General features: G+C 70.1%; 24 protein-coding genes. 15 read left to right on the forward strand and 9 right to left on the reverse strand.

Going from position 1 to position 26,292, the window contains the following annotated elements; genetic code table 11:
• Positions 1-93 precede the first annotated feature (93 nt).
• Positions 94-1,374: a serine--tRNA ligase gene (gene serS, locus M3U25_RS06700; protein ID WP_242083164.1), complete on the reverse strand. Its 1,281-nt coding sequence runs from the start codon at positions 1,372-1,374 to the stop codon at positions 94-96.
• A 132-nt stretch (positions 1,375-1,506) separates the two neighbouring features.
• On the opposite strand from serS, the gene M3U25_RS06705 reads away from it, so the two are divergent.
• Positions 1,507-2,160, forward strand: coding sequence for an energy transducer TonB (locus M3U25_RS06705; protein ID WP_355497117.1), 654 nt, complete (start codon positions 1,507-1,509; stop codon positions 2,158-2,160).
• 106 nt (positions 2,161-2,266) lie between these two features.
• Entirely contained in the window at positions 2,267-2,527 is a 261-nt protein-coding gene (locus tag M3U25_RS06710; RefSeq protein WP_184502624.1) for a hypothetical protein, read from the forward strand.
• A 66-nt stretch (positions 2,528-2,593) separates the two neighbouring features.
• Here M3U25_RS06710 and aroA read toward each other — a convergent pair whose 3' ends face one another.
• The 3 genes from aroA to serC all read right to left on the reverse strand — a co-directional run bounded on the left by aroA (position 2,594) and on the right by serC (position 6,801).
• Entirely contained in the window at positions 2,594-3,907 is a 1,314-nt protein-coding gene (gene aroA / locus M3U25_RS06715) for a 3-phosphoshikimate 1-carboxyvinyltransferase (RefSeq protein WP_355497113.1), read from the reverse strand.
• 572 nt (positions 3,908-4,479) lie between these two features.
• Positions 4,480-5,637 (reverse strand): prephenate dehydratase, encoded by a 1,158-nt coding sequence (gene pheA, locus M3U25_RS06720; RefSeq protein WP_160947846.1) that lies wholly within the window; start codon positions 5,635-5,637, stop codon positions 4,480-4,482.
• Positions 5,638-5,715: 78 nt separating this feature from the next.
• A complete protein-coding gene (serC, locus tag M3U25_RS06725; protein WP_355497109.1) occupies positions 5,716-6,801 on the reverse strand; it encodes a 3-phosphoserine/phosphohydroxythreonine transaminase in 1,086 nt (361 codons plus the stop codon).
• A 154-nt stretch (positions 6,802-6,955) separates the two neighbouring features.
• Here serC and msrP point away from each other — a divergent pair, with 154 nt between their 5' ends.
• Together msrP and msrQ are read left to right on the forward strand one after the other, a co-directional pair.
• Positions 6,956-7,924: a protein-methionine-sulfoxide reductase catalytic subunit MsrP gene (msrP, locus tag M3U25_RS06730; RefSeq protein ID WP_160947848.1), complete on the forward strand. Its 969-nt coding sequence runs from the start codon at positions 6,956-6,958 to the stop codon at positions 7,922-7,924.
• 105 nt (positions 7,925-8,029) lie between these two features.
• On the forward strand, positions 8,030-8,659 hold the full coding sequence (gene msrQ, locus M3U25_RS06735; RefSeq protein WP_355497104.1) for a protein-methionine-sulfoxide reductase heme-binding subunit MsrQ: 630 nt from the start codon (positions 8,030-8,032) through the stop codon (positions 8,657-8,659).
• Here msrQ and M3U25_RS06740 read toward each other — a convergent pair.
• Positions 8,628-9,428 (reverse strand): FHA domain-containing protein, encoded by an 801-nt coding sequence (locus M3U25_RS06740; protein WP_160947850.1) that lies wholly within the window; start codon positions 9,426-9,428, stop codon positions 8,628-8,630. The two genes, msrQ and M3U25_RS06740, sit on opposite strands and share 32 nt — an antisense overlap.
• Before the next feature lie 116 nt (positions 9,429-9,544).
• Between M3U25_RS06740 and M3U25_RS06745 the strand changes: the two genes are divergently transcribed.
• Entirely contained in the window at positions 9,545-9,820 is a 276-nt protein-coding gene (locus M3U25_RS06745) for a polyhydroxyalkanoic acid system family protein (protein ID WP_160947851.1), read from the forward strand.
• 329 nt (positions 9,821-10,149) lie between these two features.
• Here the strand turns inward: M3U25_RS06745 and M3U25_RS06750 are convergent, their stop codons facing one another.
• Positions 10,150-10,869: an exocyst complex component Sec6 family protein gene (locus M3U25_RS06750; protein WP_242083144.1), complete on the reverse strand. Its 720-nt coding sequence runs from the start codon at positions 10,867-10,869 to the stop codon at positions 10,150-10,152.
• A gap of 87 nt (positions 10,870-10,956) precedes the next feature.
• Between M3U25_RS06750 and M3U25_RS06755 the strand changes: the two genes are divergently transcribed.
• The 3 genes from M3U25_RS06755 to M3U25_RS06765 all read left to right on the forward strand — a co-directional run bounded on the left by M3U25_RS06755 (position 10,957) and on the right by M3U25_RS06765 (position 14,202).
• Positions 10,957-12,222 carry a patatin-like phospholipase family protein gene (locus M3U25_RS06755; RefSeq protein ID WP_160947853.1) on the forward strand — a complete coding sequence of 422 codons (1,266 nt, stop codon included), beginning with the start codon at positions 10,957-10,959 and terminating at the stop codon, positions 12,220-12,222.
• A 121-nt stretch (positions 12,223-12,343) separates the two neighbouring features.
• Positions 12,344-12,994 (forward strand): phasin family protein, encoded by a 651-nt coding sequence (locus M3U25_RS06760; protein WP_355497097.1) that lies wholly within the window; start codon positions 12,344-12,346, stop codon positions 12,992-12,994.
• A gap of 227 nt (positions 12,995-13,221) precedes the next feature.
• The gene (locus M3U25_RS06765) at positions 13,222-14,202 is read left to right on the forward strand and encodes a restriction endonuclease (protein ID WP_355497094.1); all 981 of its coding nucleotides are present in this window, start codon (positions 13,222-13,224) and stop codon (positions 14,200-14,202) included.
• A gap of 157 nt (positions 14,203-14,359) precedes the next feature.
• On the opposite strand, the gene M3U25_RS06770 is transcribed toward M3U25_RS06765, so the two are convergent.
• The 3 genes from M3U25_RS06770 to M3U25_RS06780 form a co-directional block, all read right to left on the reverse strand.
• Complete coding sequence (locus M3U25_RS06770; RefSeq protein ID WP_355497090.1) at positions 14,360-16,348, reverse strand: SDR family oxidoreductase; 1,989 nt, start codon at positions 16,346-16,348, stop codon at positions 14,360-14,362.
• A gap of 302 nt (positions 16,349-16,650) precedes the next feature.
• Positions 16,651-17,382: a histidine utilization repressor gene (hutC, locus tag M3U25_RS06775; RefSeq protein ID WP_355497088.1), complete on the reverse strand. Its 732-nt coding sequence runs from the start codon at positions 17,380-17,382 to the stop codon at positions 16,651-16,653.
• A 52-nt stretch (positions 17,383-17,434) separates the two neighbouring features.
• Positions 17,435-18,832, reverse strand: a complete 1,398-nt coding sequence (locus M3U25_RS06780) for a formimidoylglutamate deiminase (protein ID WP_355497085.1) — start codon at positions 18,830-18,832, stop codon at positions 17,435-17,437.
• A gap of 63 nt (positions 18,833-18,895) precedes the next feature.
• Between M3U25_RS06780 and hutI the strand changes: the two genes are divergently transcribed.
• The 7 genes from hutI (at position 18,896) to M3U25_RS06815 (ending at position 26,268) form a co-directional block, all read left to right on the forward strand.
• Entirely contained in the window at positions 18,896-20,098 is a 1,203-nt protein-coding gene (hutI, locus tag M3U25_RS06785) for an imidazolonepropionase (protein ID WP_355497731.1), read from the forward strand.
• Positions 20,095-21,633, forward strand: coding sequence for a histidine ammonia-lyase (gene hutH / locus M3U25_RS06790; protein ID WP_355497082.1), 1,539 nt, complete (start codon positions 20,095-20,097; stop codon positions 21,631-21,633). Before hutI ends, hutH begins: the two co-directional genes overlap by 4 nt.
• Before the next feature lie 106 nt (positions 21,634-21,739).
• The gene (hutG, locus tag M3U25_RS06795; protein WP_355497079.1) at positions 21,740-22,603 is read left to right on the forward strand and encodes an N-formylglutamate deformylase; all 864 of its coding nucleotides are present in this window, start codon (positions 21,740-21,742) and stop codon (positions 22,601-22,603) included.
• Positions 22,604-22,653: 50 nt separating this feature from the next.
• Complete coding sequence (hutU, locus tag M3U25_RS06800) at positions 22,654-24,321, forward strand: urocanate hydratase (protein WP_355497076.1); 1,668 nt, start codon at positions 22,654-22,656, stop codon at positions 24,319-24,321.
• Positions 24,322-24,460: 139 nt separating this feature from the next.
• On the forward strand, positions 24,461-25,279 hold the full coding sequence (locus tag M3U25_RS06805) for a hypothetical protein (RefSeq protein ID WP_355497073.1): 819 nt from the start codon (positions 24,461-24,463) through the stop codon (positions 25,277-25,279).
• Positions 25,280-25,384: 105 nt separating this feature from the next.
• On the forward strand, positions 25,385-25,642 hold the full coding sequence (locus tag M3U25_RS06810) for an acyl-CoA-binding protein (protein ID WP_010342548.1): 258 nt from the start codon (positions 25,385-25,387) through the stop codon (positions 25,640-25,642).
• Positions 25,642-26,268 carry a TetR/AcrR family transcriptional regulator gene (locus M3U25_RS06815; protein WP_160947862.1) on the forward strand — a complete coding sequence of 209 codons (627 nt, stop codon included), beginning with the start codon at positions 25,642-25,644 and terminating at the stop codon, positions 26,266-26,268. The genes M3U25_RS06810 and M3U25_RS06815 overlap by 1 nt, the downstream gene beginning before the upstream one ends.
• The last annotated feature ends 24 nt before the right edge of the window (positions 26,269-26,292 follow it).

Raw genomic sequence — 26,292 nt, forward strand, 5'->3', positions numbered from 1 at the left:
CAAGCCCGCACGCGCAGTCGCACACAGCGCGTCGCCGCCACAACAGCGGCGACGCCAGAGGATCGCCCGGAGCCGATGCCCGGGTCGGCGCAATCAGCCGATCCGCTCGGCCCCGCCCATGTACGGGCGCAGCGCGTCGGGCACGGTGATCGAGCCGTCGGCGTTCTGGTAGTTCTCCATCACCGCGATCATGGCGCGGCCGACCGCGGTGCCGGAGCCGTTGAGCGTGTGCAGCAGCTCGGGCTTGCCGGTGGCCGGGTTGCGCCAGCGCGCCTGCATGCGCCGCGCCTGGAAATCGCCGCAGTTGGAGCAGGAGGAGATCTCGCGATAGGTCTGCTGCGAGGGCAGCCAGACTTCCAGGTCGTAGGTCTTGCTGGCGGAGAAGCCCATGTCGCCGGTGCACAGCAGCATCTTGCGGTACGGCAGGCCCAGCGTTTCCAGCACCACTTCGGCGCAGCGGGTCATGCGCTCGTGTTCGGCGGCGCTATCTTCCGGGCGGCACACGCTGACCAGTTCCACCTTCTCGAACTGGTGCTGGCGGATCATGCCGCGGGTGTCGCGGCCGCCGCTGCCGGCCTCGGAACGGAAGCACAGCGAGTGCGCGGTCATGCGCAGCGGCAAGCGCTCGGCCTCGACGATCTCGTCGCGCACCAGGTTGGTCAGCGAGATCTCCGAGGTGGAGATCAGGTAGCGCTTCTGTTCGCCCAGCGCGGTGGCGAACATGTCTTCCTCGAACTTCGGCAACTGGCCGGTGCCGTACAGGCTGTCGGCGTTGACGATCACCGGCACGTTGGTTTCCTGGTAGGCGTGCGGGCCGGTGTGCAGGTCCAGCATGAACTGCGCCAGGGCGCGGTGCAGGCGCGCGATCGGCCCGCGCAGCACGGTGAATCGCGCGCCCGACAGCTTGGCCGCCGACTCGCCGTCCAGCCAGCCGTGGCGTGCGCCGAGTTCGACATGGTCCTTGACCTCGAAATCGAAGCTGCGCGGGCTGCCCCAGCGCTGCAGTTCGACGTTGTCGGCCTCGTCCTTGCCGGCCGGCACGTCGGCCTGCGGCAGGTTGGGAATCTCCAGCGCCAGCGTCTCCAGCTGCGCGCGGATCTCGTCCAGGCGCTGCTCGGAAGCCTTCAGCTCGTCGCCGAAGCCGGCCACTTCGGCCATCAGCGCGGTCACGTCCTCGCCCTTGGCCTTGGCCTGGCCGATCGCCTTGGAGCGGCTGTTGCGCAGGCTCTGCAGTTCCTGGGTCCGCACCTGGATGCGCTTGCGGTCGGCCTCCAGGGCCTCCAGGACGGCCACGTCCAGCGCATAGCCGCGGCTGGTGCGCAGGCGCTCGGCGAGGTCGGCGGGCTGTTGGCGAAGCAGAGCGGGATCGAGCATGGGCGCGGGGTGCCAGGGGGAACGAACCCGGGATTATCGCCTGTCCGCCGCGGTTTTGCCGACCCGCGCCGGACGCGGCGCGCGATTCACCGCGGCTATGCCAGAATCGGGCGGTCCCCCACGGTGAGCCCCATGTCCACGTCGCCTTCGTCTTCCAAGCCCGGCATCGTGCTGCACCTGCCGCGGCGCCTGCTCGCGATCGTCGGCATCGCCTTCGTCGCCGGCCTGCTGCTGTTCCTGGTGGTGTGGCTGGTCGGACGCAAGGACAACGATTTCTACAAGCCGCAGCCAGCGCAGGTGCAGCAGGAGACCGAACAGGTGAAGCCGCTGCCCGAGCCGCTGCCGGCCGGCAGCGCCGCCAGCAGCATGCCGCAGGCCAAGCCGGCGCCCGCCGGCGACGCGCCGAAGCTGGTGGAGACCGCACCGGCACCGCCGCCGACTACGGAAGCACCGGCGCCTGCCGCAGGCAGCGATGGCGCCGGCAGCACGGCCACCGCGCTGGCCCCGGGCGACCGCCCGGTGCCGCTGGAAGGACAGACGCCGCCGCCGCGCTATCCGCCGGCGGCGCTGCGCCGCGGCGACGCCGGCACCGTGGTGGTGCGGGTCGAGGTCGACGCCAGCGGCGCGCCCGCCGGCGTGGCCCTGGTGCGGCGCAGCGGCTCGCGCGACCTGGACCGCGCGGCGATGGAGACCGTGCGCCGCTGGAAGTTCCGCCCCGCGCAGCAGAATGGCCGCGCCGTACCGGCCAGCATCGAGATCCCGTTTGACTTCAAGCCGGGCCCCTAACTGAACCGGCACCCGGCCGCGCGGGCAGCGTTCACATGGGGGTGACACCACCGGCACGGGTCCTGGGCGACACTGGCATCGCTCCCACGGCACCGGAGTTGCCGCCATGCCCACCCCGTACAAGTCGACACAGCCGCTGGATGCGTGGAAGCGCTCGGCCCGCCCGTCGTCTGCGCGCCGGGAACCGCACGCACGGGCCGACCGCGGCTCGCCCTGGGCCTGGATGATCGTGATCGCCCTCGCCCTGGCGATCGCCGGCTGGTGGCTGGCCATGGACCGCGCCGACGACACCAGCAGCTACAGCTATCGCGCCGACGCGCCCTCGACGCCAACGAACGATCCGCCGCGTCCGCAGCCGTCGCACTAAGAGCGCACATCCCGGCGTGATGCTTGCGCCGGCCGCGCCCACACGCGGCCGGTGTAATGAACGCGTTTACGCTGTGCGCAACCCGAATCCGGCACCACGCGCCAGTGTGTCGAAACCCGGGAACGAGGTGGCCACGTTCGCCACGTCCTCGATCCGTACCTCCCCCTGCGCCAGTTGCCCGGCGATGGCGAAGGCCATGGCGATGCGATGGTCGCCGTGGCTCTCGATGGTCCCGGCGCCCAGCGTGCCGCCGTGAATGGTGGCGCCGTCCGGGGTTTCGTCGACGACGATGCCCAGGCTGCGCAGCCCGGTGGCCATCGCCGCCAGGCGGTCCGACTCCTTGACCCGCAGCTCCGCCGCGCCGCTGACCACGGTCTGGCCCTCGGCGGCAGCCGCGGCCACGAACAGCGCCGGGAACTCGTCGATCATGTCCGGCACCACGTCCTCCGGAATCCGCGCACCGCGCAGCGGCGCGTAGCGCACCCGCAGATCGGCCACCGGCTCGCCGCCGTGCTCGCTGTGGTTGTGCTCGACGATGTCTGCGCCCATCAGCCGCAACGCGGCGAGCAGGCCGGTGCGGCGCGGATTGAGCCCGACCGCCTTGAGGGTGATGGCGGAGCCGGGAATGATGCTGGCGGCGACGATGAAGAACGCCGCCGAGGAGAAGTCCGCCGGCACCGCGATATCGGTAGCGCGCAGGCGCTGGCCGCCGCGCAGGCGCGCCTGGCCGGGCGCGAACGTGATATCCACACCGAACGCGGAGAGCATGCGCTCGGTATAGTCGCGGGTGGGATGCGGTTCCTGCACCGAGGTGACGCCCTCGGCATAGAGCCCGGCCAGCAGAACCGCCGACTTGACCTGGGCACTGGCCACCGGCGAGACGAAGTCGACGCCGCGCAGCGGTTGCCCGCCATGGATGCGCAGCGGCGGCACGCCATTGGCCTCGGTGTCGATGCGCGCCCCCATCAGCGCCAGCGGCTCGGTCACCCGGCGCATCGGCCGCTTGGACAGCGACGCATCGCCGACCAGCACGCTGTCGAACGGCTGCGCCGCGAGCAGCCCGGCGAGCAGGCGCATGCCGGTGCCGGCATTGCCGCAGTCCAGCTCGCCCTGCGGTGCCTGCAGCCCATCCACGCCCACGCCATGCACGATGCGCTGCGACGGCGACGGGGTCTCGATCCGCACCCCGAGCCGCGCGAAGATCGCCGCGGTCGAACGCGTGTCCTCGCCCTCGAGAAACCCCTCGATCCGCGACGTGCCATCGGCCAACGCCGCGAACATCACCGCCCGGTGCGACACCGACTTGTCCCCCGGCACCGTCAGCGTGCCCTGCAGCGCAGTGCCGCGCGTTGCGATCCAGCCTTGCTCGTTGCTCATCATCGTTCCTGAAAGTCCAACCACCCGAAGATCCACCACCACTCAGACGACACTGCCGCCGTTACCGCGCGCTTGCACTACCACGACGACGCCCGCCCCCCACTCCATCACCGCTGTTGCTGTTGCTGTTGCTGTTGCTGTTGCCGTTGCTGCTGCTCCTGCCGTTGCTGTTGCTCTGGCTTTGCTGTTGCTCTTAATCCCCCGTGAGGGCTGGCGGACACGACGGGTAAAACCCCGTGAGGGGCGACGCGCAGGATGCGCGTCGTTTTCGGCAGGCACATGGATGTGCCTTCCGAAAATTCCCGTCGTGTCCGCGGACCCCGCGCGCAGCGCGGGGCAGCCCGCCCGGGGGTGTGTTTCTTTTGGTTACTTTTCTTTGCACAAGCAAAGAAAAGTAACTCGCGCAAAGCGCGAAAGCTGTTGCTGTTGCTGTTGCCGTTAAAGCTCTTGCTGTTGAAAGGATTTCATTTCTCAGGGAATGCCCCGTCGCGGCTGAAGCCGCTCCTACAGATGGACATCTCCTCGTGACCAAAGCGCCTCGCCTCGGTCAGAGCCGAAGCAACCGCGCAACCACCTCACGGCACCGCCACCGGATACGACCCCAACACCTTGATCTGCGCCGAATGCGCCTTCAACTCCGCCAACGCCAACTTCATCGCCTCATCCTCCACATGCCCCGCCAGATCGATGAAGAACCCATATTCCCACTTCGCCTGATGCGATGGCCGCGACTCGATCCGGTTCATGCTGATCCCATGCCGCGCGAACGGACTGAGCACATCAAACAACGCACCCGGCTTGTCGTGGATGAACACCAGCACCGACGTGCGATCGTGCCCCGACGGCGGGAAGATCTGCCGCCCGATCACCAGGAAGCGGGTGGTGTTGTCCGCGTCGTCCTCGATCGACTTCATGATGACCTTCTTCAGCGCATACACGTGCGCCGCGCTCTCCCCGCCGATCGCCGCCGCATCGTCGGCGTTGCGCGCGCGGCGCGCGCCCTCGGCGTTGCTGGAGACCGGAATCTTCTCCACCTTGGGCAGGTTCGCGCGCAGCCAGCCGGCAGTCTGGGCGAACGACTGCGGGTGCGCGTAGATCCGCTCGATCGCGTCGAGCCGCCCGCTGCGCGAGAGCAGGAACTGGTGCACGCGCAGCTCGGTCTCGCCGCAGATCTTCAGGTTGGAGGTGAGGAACATGTCCAGGGTGACCTGGATCGTGCCCTGCCCCGAGTTCTCCACCGGCACCACGCCGAAGTCGGCGTTGCCGCTTTCCACTTCCTGGAACACTTCCTCGATGGTGGCCATCGGCAGGCCCACCGCCGAGCGGCCGAAGTGCTTGAGCACCGCCTGCTGGCTGAAGGTGCCTTCCGGACCCAGGTAGCCGATCTTCAGCGGCTCCTGCTGCGCCAGGCACGCGGACATGATCTCGCGGAACACGTGCACCAGCACTTCGTCGCTGAGCGGGCCCTGGTTGCGGTCCACCACCATGCGCAGCACCTGTGCCTCGCGCTCGGGGCGGTAGTAGTCCACCGCCGCGGCGAGCTTGCCCTTGGCCTTGCCGACCTGGTGCGCGAACTGCGCGCGCTCGGCGATCAGCGCCTGGATGGTGCGGTCGATCTCGTCGATCTTGGCGCGCACGTCGGCCAGGGCCGGCGTGGCGGCAGATTTCGCGGATTTCGCGGACTTGGCCGGCGTGGCGTCGGCGGCGGGGGATTTCTTCGGCTTTGCGGCCATGGATCGGGGTTCCTCGGTGGTCCGGATCGCCGGCGCGATCCGGTCGCGGCTGACGCCGCTCCTACAAAAATCGGCGACTCAGCCGTGGCGCTGCTGGAAGTCGCGCATGAACGCGACCAGTGCCTGCGCGCCGGCCAGGGGCATGGCGTTGTACAGCGACGCGCGGATGCCGCCGACCGCCTTGTGGCCCTTCAGCGCCAGCAGGCCGGCCGCCTTGGATTCGGCGACGAAACGCGCGGTCAGCGTCTCGTCGGGCAGGAAGAACGGAATGTTCATCCGCGAGCGCACCGACGCGACGACCTCGTTGCGGTAGAAGCCGCCGGAGGCGTCGATCGCCGCGTACACCAGCGCCGACTTGGCCTGATTGCGCGCGGCGAACGCCTCCACCCCGCCCTCGGCCAGCATCCACTTGAACACCAGCCCGGCCAAGTACCAGTTCCAGGTCGGCGGGGTGTTGAGCATGGAGTCGCGCGCCACGTGCGAGCGGTAGTCGAAGATGTCCGCGCGCGGCTGGCCGGCACGTTCGAGCAGGTCGCGGCGGATGATCACCACCGTGACGCCGACCGGGCCGAGGTTCTTCTGCGCGCCCGCATAGATCAGTGCGTACTTGGACACGTCGATCGGCTCGGAGGCGATGCTGGAGCTGAAATCGGCGAACAGCGGCACCGCGCCGACGTCGGGCGTGTCGCGGAACTCCACGCCGTGGATGGTCTCGTTGGCGGTGATGTGCACGTAGGCGGCATCCTCGCGCAACTGCCAGTCGGCGCGCGGCGGGATGTCGCGGAAGCCGCCGGCCTCGCTGCTGGCGGCCACGTGCACGTCGACGTAGGGCCCGACCTGCTTGATCGCGGTCTTGCCCCAGTGCCCGGTCACCACGTAGTCCACGGTCTGCCCGGGCGCGGCGAAGTTCAACGCCAGCAGCGCCTGCTGGGTAGTGGCGCCACCGGCCAGGAACAGCACCGCGTAGTCGTCGGGAATGCCGATCAGCCGGCGCAGGTCGGCGTCGGCCTGTGCCGCCACCTCCATGAACTCGGCGCCGCGGTGGCTCAGCTCCACGATCGAGGCGCCCACGCCGTTCCACTCCAACATCTCCGCCTGCGCCTGGCGCAGGACCGATTCCGGCAAGGCAGCGGGGCCGGCACTGAAATTGAACGCGCGCGTCATGGGGCACCTATCGGACAGGACCCCTAGTATGCCGCAGCGCAACAGCTTGCGGCCCGGGCAATTTAGGTTGCATTTGCATCCATTCGCCCTGTGCATGCGTAGTCTGTGTTGAAGTTCCCGCCACTGCTCGCCCCCTTCGCTCCAGGAGTCCGCCATGTCGTTGCGCGATGCCCTCTCCGTCCCCAGCCGCGAGATCACCGACGAGGCGGTCTACCGCGACCGGCGGCGCCTGCTGCAGGTCCTGGCGCTGACCCCGGTGGCCGGCTTGGTCGGCTGCGCCGATGCCGAGCCGCCGGCCCCGCCCAAGACCGTGGTGACCCCGGAGCAGGCGCGCAGCGGGTTTCGCACCAACGAGGAGCTGACCCGCTACGAGGACGTGACCAGCTACAACAACTTCTACGAGTTCGGCACCGACAAGACCGATCCGTCCAAGGCGGCCAAGACCCTGCGCACCTCGCCGTGGTCGGTGAAGGTGTCCGGCGAGTGCGAGAAGCCCGGCACGCTGTCGCTGGACGACCTGCTCAAGGGCCACACGCCCGAGGAGCGGATCTACCGCCTGCGCTGCGTGGAAGGCTGGTCGATGGTGATCCCGTGGCTGGGCGTGCCGCTGGGCGATGTACTCAAGCGCTTCGCGCCGACCTCCAAGGCCAAGTATGTCGCCTTCACCACCCTGGCCGATCCGCAGCAGATGCCCGGCATCCGCTACAGCTCGATCGACTGGCCGTACAAGGAAGGCCTGCGCATCGACGAGGCCATGCATCCGCTGACCCTGCTCGCCACCGGCCTGTACGGCAAGCCGCTGCCGCAGCAGAACGGCGCGCCGCTGCGGCTGGTGGTGCCGTGGAAGTACGGCTTCAAGAGCATCAAGTCGATCGTCGAGATCCGCTTCGTCGAGCGCATGCCGGAGACCGCCTGGCACGAGCTGCAGCCGTCCGAGTACGGCTTCTTCTCCAACGTCAATCCGGCGGTGGACCACCCGCGCTGGAGCCAGAAGACCGAGCGGCGCATCGCCGGCAAGGCCAGCAAGCTGTTCGCCGAACGCATCCCCACCCGCCCGTTCAACGGCTATGCCGACCAGGTGGCGTCGCTGTATGCGGGGATGGATCTGAAGAAATGGTATTGAGCCGGGAGTGGGGATTCGGGAGTGGGGATTCGCGCAGCGGTCGCTGCGTGCGTGGGGCCTACGCGCCCGCGTTTGTCATCGGGTTTGCTGAGGTATTGAGGTTGCATGGCTAAGACATCTGCGTCGCTGATCGCTGCCAAGGCGGTGGTGCATGCGCTGGCGCTGGCGCCGATGGCGTATCTGGGCTGGCAGTTCTGGCAGGTGTGGCAGACCGGCAGCGCTGCGCTCGGCGCCGATCCGGTGGCCGAGGTCGAGCACCGCACCGGGCTGTGGGCGCTGCGGCTGTTGCTGTTGACCCTGGCGATCACGCCGCTGCGGCATTTGACCGGGCAACCGGTGCTGCTGCGCTTCCGGCGCATGCTCGGGCTGTATGCGTTCTTCTACGCGACCGTGCATCTGGCGGCCTACCTGGGGCTGGACCTGCGCGGCTACTGGACGCAGATCTTCGAGGAGATCGTCAAACGCCCCTACATCACCGTGGGCTTCCTCGCCTGGCTGCTGCTGGTGCCGCTGGCGATCACCTCCACCCAGGGCTGGATGCGCCGGCTCAAACGCAACTGGGGCAAGCTGCACAAGACGATCTACGCGATCGGCGTGCTCGCGGTGCTGCACTTCTGGTGGCTGGTGAAGTCGGACATCCGCGAGCCGCTGCTGTACGCGGCGATCCTGGCGGTGCTGCTGGGCTGGCGCGGCTGGCGGGCGCTCAGCGCGCGCCGAACCACAGCAGGCCGCTGAGCGCGGCGGCCAGCAGCAGGGCGCTGAGCAACAGCCACGGCCAGCGCCGCGCGGTGGCCGGACGCGGCGCCACCGCCGCCGGCGTCAGCGCCAACGCGGCCAGTGCCGGGTCGTCGCGCAGCGGCTCGGCGCCGACCACCTGCGGCACTTCCAGAACGAACCGGTGCTGGGCATCGAACACCACCTGGTCGCCGGGCTGCAGCCAGCAGCTGCGCACGGCGATGCCGTTGACCTGGGTCTGCGCATCGCCGAAGCCGCGCAGCAGCACCCGCTCTCCATGCCGTTCCAGGCGCGCATGCTGCTCGGCGCAGGCCGGATCGTCGATGCGGATATCGCACTCGCGCAGGCGGCCGATGCTGCGCACCCGGTCAACGGTGAAACTGCGGCCATGGTGCGGACCGCCGACGCCGCGCAGCACCAGCCGCGGATCGTCGTGCTCGGCCTCGCTGACCTCGGGCAGCCGGTGCAGCGGCTCGCACTTGCCCTGCACCACCATCTCCACGCCGTCGGCGTAGATCGCGTCGCCGGCGCGCAACAGGGCCATGCGCCGCACCGGGCGGCCGTTGACGTGGATCCCACGGCTGCCGTTGGCGACCTGCAGCCACAGGCCACGCCGGTCCAGGCAGAACTGCGCCAGCAGCAACGCGCCCTGGGTGTCGTCGACCACGCTGACCTGGCCGGAGGCCAGCCGCACGATGCGATGCACGCCCGCGCGCAGGGGCCGGTCGGGATGTTGGCGGTTGCTGAAATGGAGTTGCAGATCGTGCACGGCGGGCAGCCTAGCAGGTTGCCTGCGTGCGCAGAAGCGCGCGTGCTGGACAATGCACCGCGCATACGCACAATGCCTGATCGTTCACGTGGGCACCCGCCCGCACAGGAGCCAGCATGTCCAGCATCGACATCCGCCACGACCACACCAAGACCCCCGCGCAGGCCCGCAAGGCCATCGAAACCGCCGCCAAGAAACTGGCCGAGCGTTTCGATCTGGAATCGCATTGGGATGGCGATTCCTTGCTGTTCTCGCGCTCGGGCGTGGACGGACGCATCGAACTGCTGCCCAAGCAGGTGCATGTCACCGCCGAACTGGGTTTTCTGCTGTCGGCGATGAAGGGCACGGTGGAAAGCGAGATTCGCCGGGTGCTGTCGGAAAAGCTGGGCTAAGTGGATCGAGCCCCTCTCCCGCCGGGAGAGGGATTGGGGTGAGGGTGCGGCGCGAAGCGACTCGCCGAGGTTGGAACACGTGCTGCCCGTACCCTCATCCGCCCCTGCGGGGCACCTTCTTCTGGTCGGAGAAGGAAAAGCGCTAGCCCCTCTCCCGCCGGGAGAGGGGTTGGGGTGAGGGTGCGGCGCGCAGCGACTCGCTGAGCTTGGAACACGCGCCGCCGTACCCTCATCCGCCCCTTCGGGGCACCTTCTCCCGGTGGGAGAAGGAAAAGCGCTTGCCCATTTCTCCTCGGGAGAGGGGTTGGGGTGAGAGTCCGACCGCCCGGTCACTCCAACGCGAACGGATCCGGGTCGCCCGCAAACAATCGCCGCGACACGGCGCGCTCGGTGGTCTCGATATCGCCGATGAACCCCTCGGCATCGCCCAGCTTGGAGAACGCGTCGAAGCCGCGTTCCAGAAACCCCTGCAACTCCGACAGCCCCGCCGCCTTGGCCGGGCCGCGGGCGAAGCGCAGCAGCATGCGCACGCCGGGCGTGTGCACCGCGCTGGCCAGGCCCAGGCCGACGCGGGCGATCAGATCGATCTGGCGCTGGCGCAGGCGCGGCAGCCCGGTCTGCCGATAGGCCTCGGCATACAGCGCCTCGTCCAGGCGTTTGCGCCGCGGCGCCAGGGCCTGCAGCGCCTCGGCCATGCGCAGATCCAGGGCGTGGGTCAGTGCGCCCAGGCCGATGCCGTCGGCCACGGTCTCCAGCAGCGAGGCCGGCATCAGCCGCTGCATCATCGGCAGCACCTTGACGATATCGGCGTCGCGGCGGCTGAAGTCGCGGTCGCCATAGACATCGGTGAGGAAGAACATCGCCGCCGGGCGCCGCTGCGGATCCTCCAGGAAATGCTCGAAGCTGCGCTCCAGCCGTTCCGATTGCCAGCGCCGCAGTTCCTGCAGCCAGCGCAGCGCATTGCGCGGTTCGCGCGCGGGATCGTGCAGCGCCTGGTGCCACGCCAGGCGGCGGCCGAGTCGTTCCAGGACGGGATTGCTGCGCGCCATGGCCGCCGATGATGGTCGCAGGCCGGCACGACCGCAAGCGTCACGGCGCTCGGCTACACTCGCGCCACTGCCTCCTGCGGACCGCGCATGCTTTCCCTCCACAGCGCCTCGCCTCGTCCCCATTCCAACGGCCGCATCGGCCTGGCCATCGCCGGCGGCGGCCCGATCGGCGGCATGTACGGCCTGGGTGCGCTGCGTGCGCTGGACGAGGCACTCGACGGCCTGGACCTGACCCGCCTGGATTGCTACGTCGGGGTCAGTTCCGGCGCCTTCCTCACCGCCGGCCTGGCCAACCGGGTCAGCAGCGCCGAGATCTGCCGGATCTTCGTCACCGGCAACAGCGACGATGCGCACTTCCGCCCGGAAGACTTCCTGCGGCCCAACGTCTACGAATACCTGCGCCGCGCCGCGACCCTGCCGCGGCTGGCCTACGGCTGGTGGCACGACCTGCTCACCGAACCGCGCAAGACCCGCTGGTCGGACCTGATCACCCGCTTCGGCGGACTGGTGCCCAGCGGCCTGTTCGACAACGCCGGGGTCGAGCGCTTCCTGCAGGACGTGTTCAGCCGCCGCGGCCGCAGCAACGATTTCCGCGAGCTGGGCACCAACCTGTTCGTGGTCGCGGTGGATCTGGACAGCGGCGGCACGGTGCGCTTCGGCGAGCCGGGCATGGACCACGTTCCGATCTCGCTGGCGATCCAGGCCAGCGCGGCACTGCCGGGGCTGTACCCGCCGGTGCAGATCGACGGCCGCCATTACGTGGACGGCGCGCTGCGCCGCACCATGCACGCCTCCACCCTGCTGGAGCGCGGCATCGACCTGATGATCGGGATCAACCCGCTGGTGCCCTACGACGCCACCCACGCGCCGCGCCGCAACGGCCGCGTCGACCGCGCGCGCTTGCTCGCCGGTGGCCTGCCGGCGGTGCTGTCGCAGACCTTCCGCACCCTGCTGCAGTCGCGCATGCAGGTGGGGCTGGAGAAGTATGCGCGGCAGTACCCGCAGGTGGACCAGTTGGTGTTCGAGCCCAACGCCGACAATGGCGAGCTGTTCTTCACCAATCTCTTCAGCTACGCCGCGCGCCACCGCGTCTGCCAACTCGCCTACCGCAACACCCTGTCGGACCTGCGCCGCAACGCGCAGACGCTGGAGCCGCTGCTGGCCGCGCACGGCATCGCGCTGCGCCACCAGATCCTCAACGACCGCAACCGCACCTTCCTCGACGGCGTGGACGTGCAGCCGCGGCGCATGACCGAGACCACCGCGCGCCTGCGGCGTGCGCTGGACGACGTCGACCAGGTCATCGCCGGCCGCCGCGCCACGCGCCGCACCCGCCGTTCGCCACCGGCGTAGCGAAGGCCGCGCCGACCAACGGTGTCGTCCGCGTACGCCACGCGCATGCTGGTGTGATTACTCTAAGCAACCTCCCGAGTCTCGATCTCCGCCACTCACCCGCCGAAGGAACCGCACCGTCATGGCCACTCTGAAGAAATCCGCGCGCAAGAAGCGCAGCACCGCCCCTGCCGACGACACCCTGCAGGCGCAGGCGGAGAAGCTGTCCAAGCGCCTGGGCGAATCGGCACAGCAGGTCTGGCTGGCCGGCGTCGGCGCCTTCGGCCGCGCCCAGGCCGAAGGCGGCAAGCTGTTCGAGACCCTGGTGAAGGAAGGGCTGAACCTGGAGCAGAGCACGCGCAAGCTGGCCGGCGGCGGCGTCGACGCGGTGCGCGATGCGGTGGAGAACCGGGTCGGCCAGGCCCGCGAGCGCGCCGCCGACACCTGGGACCGCCTGGAGAAGGTATTCGAGGACCGCGTGCAGCGCGCCCTGCGCCGCCTGGAAGTGCCCAGCCGCGAAGACCTGGGCGCGCTGATCGAACGCGTGGACGCGCTCAATGGCGAACTGCGCCATCTGCGTGGCGGCCGTGGGCCGCAAGCGTCGGGCAAGGCGCCGGCAGCGAAGAAGACCGCCAAGAAGGCCGCCGCAGCGCAGCCCGGCACCGCCAAGCGCGCGGCACCGGCGCGCCGACGCGCCGGCCCGGTGGTCGCCAAGGTCGCGCCTGCCAGGAGCGCGAGCGCGCCCAAGCGCGCCAGCCGCAAGCGCAATGCGGTGCCGACCCCGGCCGAGTAACCGGATTGTTGCAAAGCAGCACGTTTTTCCAGACAATCGAAACGGACCCGCCAGTCCATCAGAAGACCGTTTGCTCCCCTCCCCTCTCGGCTTCGGACTGGCGGGTCTTTTTTGTCCGCCTTCCACCGCTGTCGCCTTGCCGGCGCCGTGACACGCTGGCGATACACTGACTTCTTTACGGCGCGTGTGCGGGTGCGAGCATGTTTTCCTGGATAGCGGCAGCGCTCTTGGCAGTCGCGGCATGGCTGGCGGCCAGCCTGTACCTGTGGCTGGTGCGGCGCCGCGAAAACGAGACCATGGCCGGGCTGCATGCACTGGCCGGCCTGCACTGGCGCGATTTCTCCTACATGGTGCGGCGCGCGATGCGCGAGCAGCGCGATCTGCAGGATGCGACCGTCGACGAGCACGCGAGCCAGGAACCGCAAAGCGACTTTGTGATGACCCGCGGCGACGCACGCTGGCTGCTGTCGTGCAAGCACGGCCGGGCGTATCGGATCGGCTCGGCCGCGGTCAACGAACTGGGCGCGGCGGCGCGGCTGATGGGCGCACAGGGCGGCGTCCTGATCACCGAGGGCAAGGTGCAGCGCGACGGCATCGCCGCCGCGGAGAAGCAGGCGGTCGAAATCCTCGACGGCCGCCGCATCTGGCCGATGCTCAAGCCCTACCTGCCCAGCGAACTGGAAGACGGCGTGATCGGCGCCAGCCGGCGCCGGGCGCAGCGCCACATCGCCATCGCCGGCCTGGCATCGCTGGCCCTGGGCGTGGTGGTCGGCGTCGGCGCGATGGCGCTGCAGCAGCCCGCCGAGCCGCCGGCCGCGGTGGCCACCCCGGTGTCGGCGGCTCCGCCTACGCCTGCCGTTGCTGCCGCCCCCACGCAGGCCGCGGCCACACCGACGGCCACGCCCGCCGCGCAGCCCCAGCCGACGCTCGACGACGCCGGCAATCTCGCCGACCCAGACCCCGCCACCGAACAGCGCAACCGCCAGGCACTCTCCAAGGCCCTGGCCGGCACCCCAGGCGTGATCCGCGGCATCTGGCAGACGCAGATGACCCTGGTGGTCGACCGCAGCGGCGACGACGCCCAGGTGTGGCCGCGCATCTGCAAGGAAGTGGAGCGCTACCCGTCCCTGCGTACCGTGCGCATCCAGCTCAACCCCCGGCCCGGCCGCGCGGAGCCGGTGCGCTGGCGGCAATGTAGGACGTTTTAGGCTGGGAATAGTGAGTGGAGAATGGGGAATCGGTAGAGCCGGCCATCGGCGCGCAATGAACATGCACGCAGGCGGACCTGTCTGACGAGAAAGGAGCAGCGCCGCGTGCGGCCAGCGCCTTTCCGATTCCCCACTCCCCATTCCCGATTCCCGGCTCCTACCAATGCACCCCCCGCATCAGCGCAGCAAACGCGATCTGCTCCTGGCTCGGCTTGGTCTCGCGTAGCGCCTTGCGGTCGCCCTTGGCCGCGGCCGAGTCCGGGAACAGTTCGAAGGCGGTGTTCATCACCACTTCGTAGGCCTTCGGCGCCACGGCGTTGACCAGGGCGGCGAAGATGCCCAGGCGCGTGGCCACGCGGCTGGGGCGTTCGATGATCGCCTTGACCATCAGGTCGGCGGCCTCGTCCACGCTCAGCGTCGGGACGCTGTCGTACATCTTGGTCGGGGCGATCATCGGCGTCTTCACCAGCGGCATGTTGACCGTGGTGAAGCTGATGCCCTTGCCCGACAGTTCGCCCTGCGCGCAGCGGCTCCAGGCGTCCAGCGCCGCCTTGGAGGCGACGTAGGCGGAGAAGCGCGGCGAGTTGGCCAGCACGCCGATCGAACTGACGTTGATGATGTGGCCCTTGCGCCGCGCAGTCATGCCCGGCAGCACGCCCATGATCAGGCGCAGGCTGCCGAAGTAGTTCAACTGCATGGTCCGCTCGAAATCGTGGAAGCGGTCGTAGCTCAGTTCGATCGAGCGGCGGATCGAGCGGCCGGCGTTGTTGATCAGCACGTCGACGTGGCCGTGCGCCTCCAGCACGGTCTTCAGCAGGCGGTCGCAGTCGGCCAGATCCGACAGGTCGGCGGTATAGGCGAAGACCTTGCCGCCCTTGGCGTTCATCGCGTCGCGCGCGGCGTGCAGTTCCTGCTCGCCGCGGGCCACGATGACGGTGATGGCGCCGGCCTCGGCGACGCGCTGCGCGGTGGCCAGGCCGATGCCGGAGGAACCGCCGGTGATCAGCACCACCTTGCCGCGGACCTTGCCCTTGAGCGAACGGTCGACGAACAGGTCCGGGTCCAGGTGCCGTTCCCAGTGGTCCCACAGGCGCCAGGCATAGTCTTCCAGCCGCGGCACGGCGATGCCGCTGCCCTTGAGCGCGCGCTCGGTCTCGCGGCTGTCGAAGCGCGTGGGATAGGTGATGAACTTCAGCACCTCGCGCGGGATGCGGAAATCGCGCAACAGCATGCCGGTGAAGCGGCGGATCGGCGGCAGGCTGCCGACCGCGGCGCGGATGCTCGAGGGCACGAACGCGAACATGCGCGCGTCCACCCGCAAGGTCATTTCCGGCGCGTGGCCGGCGCGGCAGAACACGTTGAGCACCTCGCCCACGCGCAGCGGCTCGGGGTCGGTGAGGTGGAAGGTGTGGCCGTCGAGCTTGGGCTTGTGCGCGATGTGGTCCATCGCGTCGGCGACGAAGTCCACCGGCACCAGGTTGATCCGTCCGCCCTCGATGCCGAGCATCGGCGCCCACGGCGGCAGCAGCTGGCGCAGCTTCTTGATCAGCGGGAAGAAATAGTACGGGCCGTCGATCTTGTCGATGGCGCCGGTACGCGAATCGCCCACCACCATCGCCGGGCGGTAGATGCGCCACTTGATCCGGGTCTCGGCGCGCACCAGCGCCTCGGCGTCGTGCTTGGTGCGCAGGTAGGGATCGTCCAGCCCCTCGGCTTCCTCGAACATGTCCTCGCGGAAGATGCCCGGGTACAGCCCGGCCACTGCGATCGAACTGGTGTGGTGGAAAATGCCGGCGCCGAGTTGCGCGGCCAGTTCCAGCGCGTTGCGGGTGCCGTCGAGGTTGGCGACGCGCTGTTCCTCGGCCTTGGCGGTGAGGTCGTACAGCGCGGCCAGGTGGAAGAAATGCTTGACCTTGCCGTGCAGCGCCTCGCGCTGCGCCGCCGACAGCCCGCAGTACGCAGCGCCGACGTCGCCGTGCAGCACCACCAGGCGCTTGGGATCCCAGCCCTGCTCGCGCACCAGCGCATCGAACTTGCGCTGCGACTCCTTGCGCAGCAGCACATGCACGACGCCCTTGCGCCGCATCAGCTTGGCCATCAGGTAGCGGCCGATGAAACCGGTGGCGCCTGTCACGAAATACGTCATGCCGAACCATCCCTCGTTCCGCGGCCACGGCCCCTCGCCCGGCCCCGGCGCTAACTTGCCAGAGTGCGGCAGGCAGGACAAACGCACGCTGGCGTATGGCGAATGTGCGGCATCGCAGCATCGCGTAGCGCAGAGGCCGCTGCGGGCGCCTCATCACCTGTGCTCGTCGCGCGTCGTGCCGCGGCCTGAAGAGCGGCGTCGGCCACAACGGCCTTCCATGGACACTTTCGTCGCGGCTGAAGCCGCTCCTATGCGATGCTTCCCGACGTACGTGAGTTGCCTAGTCGCCGTGCGCGCCAGGCTCAGCGCGCGCCGGGCGAGAACCGTGCGACCAGGTCGTAGGTATCGCCGAGAAACACCTGGCGCACGAAGGTCACCGCCTGCTCGCCGCGCCAGGTGCGGCGGTCGATCAGCAGGCAGGCGGTGCCGGCCGGCACCTGCAGGCGCGCCGCCTGCGCGGCGCTGGCGCCGACCGCGCTGATGCGGTGCTCGGCGCGGGTCCACGGCACGTGCTGCAGCAGCCAGCTGCCGGGCACGGTCACCGCGAAGTCCATCTGCAGGGCCTCGGGCACCGCCACCGGGTTGATCACCCGCTCCTCCAGCGCGAACGGGCGGCCGTCGGCATAGTGCCGGCACTGCAGCGCCAGCAGGCTGCCGCCCGCGGCGACCTCGGCCTCCTGCGGCAACGCCGCGCGCGGCGCGCGCTGCTGCCGTTCCAGCAGTTCGAAGCGGTAGGCATGGCCGCGCGCGGCGACCTCGACCGGGATGTCCGGGATCTCCAGCGCGACCTGTTCCATGTGCGGATGCGGCCGCGCCACGAACGAGCCGGCGCGGCGCCGGCGCTCGATCATGCCGACGTCGGCGAGCAGCGCCAGCACCTTGTTGACGGTCATGCGCGAGCAGCCGTACTGCGCCATCAGTTCGTGCTCGAACGGAATGCGATGGCCCGGCGGCCACTCGCCGCTGCGGATGCGCGCCTCGATGTCGCGGCGGATGCGCTGGTTGAGCGGCAGCGTCGGTGCGGCGGGACTCACGGGCACTCCGCGCTGCGGCGATCGGTGCACGCCACCACGTGATCCGCGCGCCTCATGCGTCCAGCAGCCGGGTCAACGCACGCGCATAGCGCGCGGCGACGGCGTCGCGCTGCAGGTGGCGGCCCTCGCGCACCAGTTCGCGGCCGTGGCGCCAGACCGAACGCACCGCGCCGCCGCGTGCAGCGAACAGCCAGCTGTCCAGCCAGGCGTCGCCGTGGCGCGCCTGCAGTGCCGGATGCGCGGCGTCCAGTTCGACCAGATCGGCCGGGGCGCCCACGCACAGGCCCTGGGCCACGCCGAGCGCCTGCGCCGCGCCCTGCGCGGCGGACTGGAACAGGAAGCGGCCGCTGGACAGCGCGGTGTCGCCGGTCAGCACGTTGCGCCCGCGCAGGCTCAGGCGCTGGCCATATTCGAGCAGGCGCAGTTCCTCGGCCGCATCGATCAGCACATTGGAGTCCGATCCCACGCCGAAGCGGCCGCCGGCGCGCACAAACGCCGGCATCGGGAACAGGCCGTCGCCGAGGTTGGCCTCGGTGATCGGGCACAGCCCGACCACGGCGCCGCTGGCGGCGATGCCCTGCACCTCGGCGGCGTCGACGTGGGTGGCGTGGACCAGGCACCAGCGCGCATCCACCGGCGCGTGCGCCAGCAGCCATTGCACCGGGCGCTGCCCACTCCAGGCCAGGCAGGCGTCGACTTCGCGGGTCTGCTCGGCGATATGGATGTGCACCGGGCCGTCGCACAGCGGCAGCAGCGCCGCCAATTCGTCCGGGGTGACCGCCCGCAGGCTGTGCGGGGCCAGCCCCAGCACCGCATCGTCCAGCCCCTGCAGGGCGCGGCGGCTGCCGTCCAGCAGCGCGGCGAAACCGTCGACGTCGTGCAGCAGGCGCTGCTGCGCCGGGTTCGGCGCGGCGCCACCGAAGTCGGCGTGCGCGTAGAACACCGGCAGCAGGGTCAGGCCGATGCCGCTGGTCTGCGCCGCGGCGGCCAAGCGCTGCGCCATCTCGGCGCGATCGGCATAGGGCCGGCCGTCGGCGGCGTGATGCACGTAATGGAACTCGCCGACCCGGGTGAAGCCAGCCTCGAGCATCTCGACGTAGGCCTGCTCGGCGATGGCCTGCAGATCGTCCGGGCTCAGCCGCTGCAGGAAGCGGTACATCAGCTCGCGCCAGCTCCAGAAGCTGTCGCCGCTGCGTCCGCCGATCTCGGTGAGCCCGGCCATGCCGCGCTGGAAGGCGTGGCTGTGCAGATTGCCCAGCCCCGGCACCACGATGTCCAGGCGCTGATCGCCCGGTGCCGCGGCCCCGCCGCTGTCCACCGTGGCGATGCGGCCGCCGCGCACGCCGATGCGCACGTCGCGCGCCCAGCCCTGCGGCAGCAGCGCGTGCGCGCACCAGAATTCGCCCGATCCCGCGTGGCCACTGGCCTGCTGCTGCACCTGGGTCTGCACTGGACACCCTCCATCGACCACAATATTGTATATACAAAATAACCGACGAGCCTGCCCGTGACCATGCCCTGCGACACGCTCTGGCACAACGCGCACCTGATGACGCTGGACGCCGAGGACGGCGGCTTGGGCGTGGTCCACGACGGCGTGGTCGCGTGCCGCGATGGCCGCATCGTCTATGCCGGCGCCGCCGCGCAGTTGCCCGGCCCGCTATCGGCGCAACGCAGCATCGACTGCGGCGGACGCTGGATCGGTCCTGGCCTGATCGATTGCCACACCCACCTGGTCTATGCTGGCAACCGCGCCGGCGAGTTCGAGCAGCGCCTGCTCGGCGCCAGCTACGCCGACATCGCCCGCGCCGGCGGCGGCATCGTCTCCACGGTGCGCGCCACCCGCGCCGCCGACGAGGACGCCCTGCTCGCCGCCAGCCTGCCGCGGCTGGATGCACTGCTGGCCGAAGGCGTGACCACGGTGGAGATCAAGTCCGGCTACGGCCTCACGCTGGAGGACGAACTGCGCCTGCTGCGCGTGGCCCGCCGCCTGGGCGAACTGCGCACGGTGGAGGTGTCGCCGACCTTTCTCGGCGCGCACGCGGTGCCGCCCGGCGGCGAGGCGCAGGCCTACATCGACGACGTCTGCGCGCACATGATCCCAGCGGTCGCCGCGCAGGGCCTGGCCGAGGCGGTGGACGTGTTCTGCGAGCACCTGGCGTTCACCCCGGCGCAGACCGAGCAGGTGTTCCAGGCCGCGCAACGCCATGGCCTGGCGCTGAAGATCCACGCCGAGCAGTTGTCCAACCAGGGCGGCGCGGCACTGGCGGCGCGCTACGGCGCGCGCTCGGCCGACCATGTCGAATATCTGGACGACGCCGGCGTCGCCGCGATGGCCGCCGCCGGCACCGTCGCGGTGCTGTTGCCGGGCGCGTTCTATTTCACTCGCGATACCCAGCTGCCGCCGATCGCCGCGCTGCGTGCCGCCGGCGTGCCGCGCGCGCTGGCCACCGACTGCAATCCCGGCACCTCGCCGCTGACCAGCCCGCTGCTGGCGATGAACCTGGCGGCGACGCTGTTCCGGCTGACCGTGGCCGAATGCATCGCCGGCTTCACCCGCGAGGCGGCACGCGCGCTCGGGCGCCAGGACCGGGTCGGGCGACTGCGCGCCGGGCTGGCCTGCGACCTGGCGATCTGGGACATCGCCGAACCGGCCGAATTGGTCTATCGCATGGGCTTCAACCCGCTGCATGCGCGTATCTGGAGAGGACAATGAGCGACAACGAGATCCTGCTGCGCCCGGGCGCGGTGAGCCTGGCGCAGTGGCGCGCCGTGTACCGCGGCACCGGCGTGCGCCTGGACCCGGCCTGCGCCGACGCGGTGCTGCGCAGCGCGCAGACCGTGGAGGCGATCGTGGCCAGCGGCGCGCCGGTGTACGGCATCAACACCGGCTTCGGCAAGCTGGCCAGCGTGCGCATCGAGCGCGAGGACCTGGAAGCCCTGCAGCGCAACATCGTGCTGTCGCATGCGGCCGGGGTCGGGGCGCCGATGCCGGTGCCCGTGGTGCGGCTGATGATGGCGCTGAAGCTGGCCAGCCTGGCCCAGGGCGCTTCCGGCGTGCGGCCGCAGACGCTGGCGCTGCTGGAGGCCCTGCTGCAGCACGAGGTGATCCCGGTGGTGCCGTGCCAGGGCTCGGTCGGCGCCTCCGGCGACCTGGCACCGCTGGCACATTTGGCCACGGTGATGCTCGGCGTCGGCGAGGCCTTCGTCGGCGACGCGCGCCTGCCGGCCGCACAGGCGCTGGCCCAGGCCGGGCTGCAGCCGCTGACGCTGGGCGCCAAGGAGGGCCTGGCGCTGCTCAACGGCACCCAGTACTCCACCGCCTATGCGCTGGCCGGGCTGTTCGAGATCGAGCGCGTGTTCCATGCCGCACTGGTCACCGGCGCACTGTCCACCGAGGCCGCGAAAGGCTCGGACACCCCGTTCGATCCGCGCATCCACACGCTGCGCGGCCAGCCCGGGCAGATCGCCACCGCCGCCGCGCTGCGCACTTTGATGCAGGACTCGGCGATCCGCGATTCGCACCGCGACAACGACGTACGGGTGCAGGATCCCTACTGCCTGCGCTGCCAGCCGCAGGTGATGGGCGCGGCGCTGGACGTGATGCGCCAGGCGGCCACCACCCTGGCCACCGAGGCCAACGGCGTCTCCGACAACCCGCTGGTGTTCAGCGACACCGGCGAAGCGCTGTCGGGCGGCAACTTCCATGCCGAGCCGGTGGCCTTCGCCGCCGACATGCTGGCGCTGGCGGTGTGCGAGATCGGCTCGATCAGCGAGCGCCGCGTCGCCATGCTGGTGGATCCGGCGCTGTCCGGGTTGCCGGCGTTCCTGACGCCCAAGCCCGGCCTCAACTCCGGCTTCATGATTCCGCAGGTCACCGCCGCGGCGCTGGTGTCGGAGAACAAGCAACGCGCCTATCCGGCCAGCGTCGACTCGATCCCGACCTCGGCCAACCAGGAAGACCACGTATCGATGGCCGCGCACGGCGCGCGCCGGCTGCTGCCGATGGCCGAGAACGCGGCCAACGTGGTCGGCATCGAATTGCTGGCGGCCGCGCAGGGCTGCGATTTCCACGCGCCGCTGCGCTCCAGCGCCGCACTGGAAGCGGCGCGCGCGCTGCTGCGCACCCGTGTACCGGCACTGCAGGACGACCGCTACTTCCACCCGGACATGCTCGCCGCCACCGCACTGGTGCGCGACGGCGCGCTGGCCGCGGCGGTGGGGATGCGCTTGCCCGAGGCGAGTGCTTGATCTGATGAGACCCTTGTAGGAGCGGCTTTAGCCGCGACGGGCGTTACCGGGTAATGCCCCGCGCGGCTGAAGCCGCTCCTACGACAAGCACAACGCGCGAGGCCGTATGACATCCCTGCCCGACTGGCTCACTGTGCACCGCGGCGATGCGCCGCTGATTCTCAGCTTCCCGCATACCGGCACCGAGCTGCCGGAGGCGCTGACCGACCGCTTCGTCTCGCCGTGGCTGGCGCAGCGCGATGCCGACTGGTGGGTGCACCTGCTGTACGACTTCGCCAGGACACTCGGCGCAACCACCGTGCGCACCGCGATCTCGCGCTCGGTGATCGACGTCAACCGCGATCCGGCCGGGGTGTCGCTGTATCCCGGGCAGAACACCACCGGGCTGTGCCCGCTGACCACCTTCGACGCGCAGCCGCTGTACCGGCCCGGCGCCGAGCCGGATGCGGCCGAGATCGACGCGCGCCGCACGCGCTGGTTCGCGCCGTACCACGCCGCGCTGGAGGCGGAGATCGCGCGCCTGCGCGCCCTGCACCCGGCGATCGTGGTGTACGACGCGCATTCGATCCGCTCGCGCATCCCGCACCTGTTCGAGGGCGAGTTGCCGCAGTTCAACATCGGCAGCGCCGGCGCCTCCGGTGCGGTGGAGACCAGTTGCGCGGCGGCGCTGACCGATGCGGTCGAACGCGTCTGCGCCGGCAGCGGCTTCAGCCAGGTGCGCAACGGCCGCTTCAAGGGCGGCTGGAGCACCCGCCACCACGGTGCGCCGGCCGATGGCGTGCACGCGATCCAGATGGAGCTGGCCTGCCGCGGCTACATGCACGAGCCTGAGGCGGTCGCCCCCGCCAACTGGCCCTCGCCCTGGCAACCCGACCACGCCGCGCCGCTGCGCGCGGTGCTGCAGCAGGTGCTGCAGGCCTGCCTCGACTTCGCCCGCAGCCCCGCCGCATCCGCCCGCGCCGCCGACTGACGCGCGCGCATCGCGTTCCGCCTTCCGCGCATCCACCTGAGGATTCCCGCATGACCCGCCTCGACGCCACCCGCACCATCCAAGCGCCCACCGGCAGCGCCCTCACCGCCAAGAGCTGGCTGACCGAAGCGCCGTTGCGCATGCTGATGAACAACCTGCATCCGGACGTGGCCGAGCGCCCGCAGGAACTGGTGGTGTACGGCGGCATCGGCCGCGCCGCACGCGACTGGGAGAGCTTCGACGCCATCGTCGAGACGCTCAAGCGCCTGGACGACGACCAGACCCTGCTGGTGCAGTCGGGCAAGCCGGTGGGCGTGTTCCGCACCCACGCCGATGCGCCGCGCGTGCTGATCGCCAACTCCAACCTGGTGCCGCGCTGGGCCAACTGGGACCACTTCAACGAACTGGACAAGAAAGGCCTGGCCATGTACGGCCAGATGACCGCCGGCAGCTGGATCTACATCGGCGCGCAGGGCATCGTCCAGGGCACCTACGAGACCTTCGTGGAAATGGGCCGGCAGCACTACGGCGGCGACCTGAGCGGCAAATGGCTGTTCACCGGCGGCCTCGGCGGCATGGGCGGCGCGCAGCCGTTGGCCGCGGTGATGGCCGGCGCCTCGTGCCTGGCGGTGGAATGCCGCAAGAGCAGCATCGACATGCGCCTGCGCACCGGCTACCTGGACACCTGGACCGATTCGCTGGACGAGGCGCTGCGCCTGATCGCCGACGCCTGCGCGGCGAAGACGCCGCGCTCGGTCGGCCTGCTCGGCAACGTCGCCGACGTGCTCGCCGAACTGCTGGCGCGCGGGGTCAAGCCGGACCTGCTGACCGACCAGACCTCCGCGCACGACCCGGTCAACGGCTACCTGCCGCAGGGCTGGACGGTCGAGCAGTGGGACGCCAAGCGCGTCTCCGCGCCCAAGGAGGTGGAACAGGCCGCGCGCGCTTCGATGGCCAACCACATCCGCGCCATGCTCGGCTTCCATGCCCTGGGCGTGCCGACCGTGGACTACGGCAACAACCTGCGGCAGATGGCGCTGGAAGAAGGTGTAGCCAATGCCTTCGACTTCCCGGGCTTCGTCCCCGCCTACATCCGCCCGCTGTTCTGCCGCGGCGTCGGCCCGTTCCGCTGGGCGGCGCTGAGCGGCGACCCGGAAGACATCGCCAGGACCGATGCCAAGGTCAAGGAACTGATTCCCGACAACCCGCACCTGCATCGCTGGCTGGACATGGCCGCCGAGAAGATCCAGTTCCAGGGCCTGCCGGCGCGGATCTGCTGGGTCGGCCTGGGCGACCGCGATCGCCTGGGCCTGGCGTTCAACGAGATGGTCGCCAAGGGCGAACTGAAGGCGCCGGTGGTGATCGGCCGCGACCACCTGGACAGCGGCAGCGTCGCCTCGCCCAACCGCGAGACCGAAGCGATGGCCGATGGCTCGGACGCGGTCTCCGACTGGCCGCTGCTCAACGCCCTGCTCAACACCGCCAGCGGCGCCACCTGGGTGTCGCTGCACCACGGCGGCGGCGTCGGCATGGGGTTCTCGCAGCATGCCGGCATGGTCATCGTCTGCGACGGCACCGAGGCGGCGGCCAAGCGCATCGCCCGCGTGCTGTGGAACGACCCGGCCACCGGCGTGATGCGGCACGCCGACGCCGGCTACCCCATCGCCCTGGAGTGCGCCCGCGAGAAGCACCTGGACCTGCCGGGCATCCTGCGCTGAGCCCGCACCCGGCCGCCGCCCGGAGGCGGCGACCGGGTGCACCAGGCGCCAAACCGGAACTGCGTCACCGCTCCGACGATGCACCCTCAAGATCGGCCGCGCCACGCCGACAAGGGATGCATCGTTTCAAGGAGCCTGCATGGGCATCCTGATCTACCTCACTCCTGCCGTGGCGCTGTGGGCTGCCGTTGCCACCGCGTTCGCGCATGGCTTGTTCCAGCGTCTGGGGCATGCCTATCGACGCGACGCGACTGCGAAGGAGGCCATCGCGCGGTATCAGGCGGCGCTGAGCCAGCTGAAGGCGCAGGCCGCCGCCAGCGCGCAGGAGCTGGAGACGCTGCGTCAGGACCACGAGCGCCTGCGCGCGACCTACGAATACGAGGCGGCACCCGCGGCGGCCGCGTCCGCCACCGCCGCGCCTACCAATGCGCCTGCGACCGCAACCTCGAAGGTGGCGCCCGCCCCGGCCCCGGTCGCGCCGCCGTCGACCATCGCCCTGGCGCAGATCGACATCGCCGACGAAGTCGGCACCCTGCTCGCGCACGTCGCGCGGGTGGCGCGCAGCATCCGCCGCTACAGCGCCTACAGCCGCGGCCACAACGGACCGGAACCGGCCAGCGCACGCTACGACCTGCACTGGCTCTCGGACTGCCTGCACAATCTCGACCAGGTCGGCCATGCGCTGGCCCGCAACAACATGGAAACCCTGACCGCGGCCTGCACCGAACTGCTGACCATGTACGAGCAGTACCTGCGCGATGGCTCCGGCTACAACAGCCGCGACACCTTCCAACGACTCAGCACGCAAGTGCCGCTGGCCGAAGTCACCGATGCGATCCGGTCGATCGCAGCCAAGGCCTCGCTGGCACGGCAGGCGCAGGCCGCGCAGGAACAGGCCGCGCACGCGCACGAACGCATCGCCGAGAGCCACCAGATCGACGCACTGTCGATGCTGTGACGGCGGTGTCCGCACCGACGGCCGCCGGCATGGCCGTCCGCGGCCCGCGTTGACCCGGCCGGTCGCCCGTGCTGTGATGCCTGCCGGTCAGGGCGGAGCGGGATCATGGCGGACAGCAAGGCGGCCTTCGAGAAAGCGGTCCAGGACATCAAGCAGCGCGCCGAGCGCCCCGACAACGACACCCTGTTGCGGCTGTATGCGCTGTACAAGCAAGGCTCGGAGGGCGACGTGAGCGGCGCCAAGCCAGGCTTCTTCGACTTTGTCGGCACCGCCAAGTACGAGGCCTGGGCCAAGCTCAAGGGCATGCCGCAGGCCGACGCGCAGAAGAAGTACGTGGACCTGGTGAAGAAGCTGCTGGCCTGATGGCCCGCGACACCCGGCGGCGCATCCTCGAGACCGCCCTGGCGATGTTCAACGCACAGGGCGAGCCGCACGTCACCACCAACCACATCGCCGACGAGCTGGAGATCAGCCCCGGCAATCTGTACTACCACTTCCGCAACAAGGACGACATCATCGAGCACCTGTTCGCGCGCTACGAGGAGCGCATGGACGCGGCGCTGGCGTTGCCGAGCGCGCGCCTGCCCGGGCTGGAAGACATCTGGCTGCAGTTGCACCTGGTGTTCGAGTGCATCTGGGACTACCGCTTCCTGTACCGCGACCTGGTCGAGATCCTCAGCCGCAGCCGGCGCCTGCGCCTGCGCTTCGCGCGCATCCTGCGCCGCGCCGACGCCAGCGTGCAGGCGGTGTTCCAGGGGCTGGCGCAGACCGGGGCGATGCGCGCCAGTCCTCAGGAGCTGGAGGGCGTGGCCACCAATGCGCTGGTGGTGGCCACGTTCTGGCTCAACTACGCGGCCGCACGCGGTGAGAAGGACGAGCAGGTGGCGATCCGCCACGGCATCGTGCAGGTGATGCGCCTGATCGCGCCGTTCCTGCGCGAGATCGAACGCGCGCACCTGGCCGCGCTGATGGACGCCTATCTGGATTGAGACACCCTGCCCCCGCGCGCAAAC

This window comes from Xanthomonas sp. PPL134, from assembly GCF_040595915.1.
Classification (GTDB): Bacteria; Pseudomonadota; Gammaproteobacteria; order Xanthomonadales; family Xanthomonadaceae; genus Xanthomonas_A; species Xanthomonas_A indica.

Coding starts and splice junctions, on each gene's coding strand:
- pheA (WP_160947846.1), bottom strand. CDS start 5,637: ATGGCCGCAAAGCCGAAGAAATCCCCCGCCGCCGACGCCACGCCGGCC.
- msrQ (WP_355497104.1), top strand. CDS start 8,030: ATGGCTAAGACATCTGCGTCGCTGATCGCTGCCAAGGCGGTGGTGCAT.
- M3U25_RS06710 (WP_184502624.1), top strand. CDS start 2,267: ATGCCCACCCCGTACAAGTCGACACAGCCGCTGGATGCGTGGAAGCGC.
- msrP (WP_160947848.1), top strand. CDS start 6,956: ATGTCGTTGCGCGATGCCCTCTCCGTCCCCAGCCGCGAGATCACCGAC.
- M3U25_RS06760 (WP_355497097.1), top strand. CDS start 12,344: ATGGCCACTCTGAAGAAATCCGCGCGCAAGAAGCGCAGCACCGCCCCT.
- M3U25_RS06705 (WP_355497117.1), top strand. CDS start 1,507: ATGTCCACGTCGCCTTCGTCTTCCAAGCCCGGCATCGTGCTGCACCTG.
- M3U25_RS06770 (WP_355497090.1), bottom strand. CDS start 16,348: ATGACGTATTTCGTGACAGGCGCCACCGGTTTCATCGGCCGCTACCTG.
- serS (WP_242083164.1), bottom strand. CDS start 1,374: ATGCTCGATCCCGCTCTGCTTCGCCAACAGCCCGCCGACCTCGCCGAG.
- M3U25_RS06810 (WP_010342548.1), top strand. CDS start 25,385: ATGGCGGACAGCAAGGCGGCCTTCGAGAAAGCGGTCCAGGACATCAAG.
- hutH (WP_355497082.1), top strand. CDS start 20,095: ATGAGCGACAACGAGATCCTGCTGCGCCCGGGCGCGGTGAGCCTGGCG.
- M3U25_RS06750 (WP_242083144.1), bottom strand. CDS start 10,869: ATGGCGCGCAGCAATCCCGTCCTGGAACGACTCGGCCGCCGCCTGGCG.
- M3U25_RS06815 (WP_160947862.1), top strand. CDS start 25,642: ATGGCCCGCGACACCCGGCGGCGCATCCTCGAGACCGCCCTGGCGATG.
- hutI (WP_355497731.1), top strand. CDS start 18,896: ATGCCCTGCGACACGCTCTGGCACAACGCGCACCTGATGACGCTGGAC.
- serC (WP_355497109.1), bottom strand. CDS start 6,801: ATGACGCGCGCGTTCAATTTCAGTGCCGGCCCCGCTGCCTTGCCGGAA.
- hutU (WP_355497076.1), top strand. CDS start 22,654: ATGACCCGCCTCGACGCCACCCGCACCATCCAAGCGCCCACCGGCAGC.
- M3U25_RS06805 (WP_355497073.1), top strand. CDS start 24,461: ATGGGCATCCTGATCTACCTCACTCCTGCCGTGGCGCTGTGGGCTGCC.
- hutG (WP_355497079.1), top strand. CDS start 21,740: ATGACATCCCTGCCCGACTGGCTCACTGTGCACCGCGGCGATGCGCCG.
- aroA (WP_355497113.1), bottom strand. CDS start 3,907: ATGATGAGCAACGAGCAAGGCTGGATCGCAACGCGCGGCACTGCGCTG.
- M3U25_RS06755 (WP_160947853.1), top strand. CDS start 10,957: ATGCTTTCCCTCCACAGCGCCTCGCCTCGTCCCCATTCCAACGGCCGC.
- M3U25_RS06745 (WP_160947851.1), top strand. CDS start 9,545: ATGTCCAGCATCGACATCCGCCACGACCACACCAAGACCCCCGCGCAG.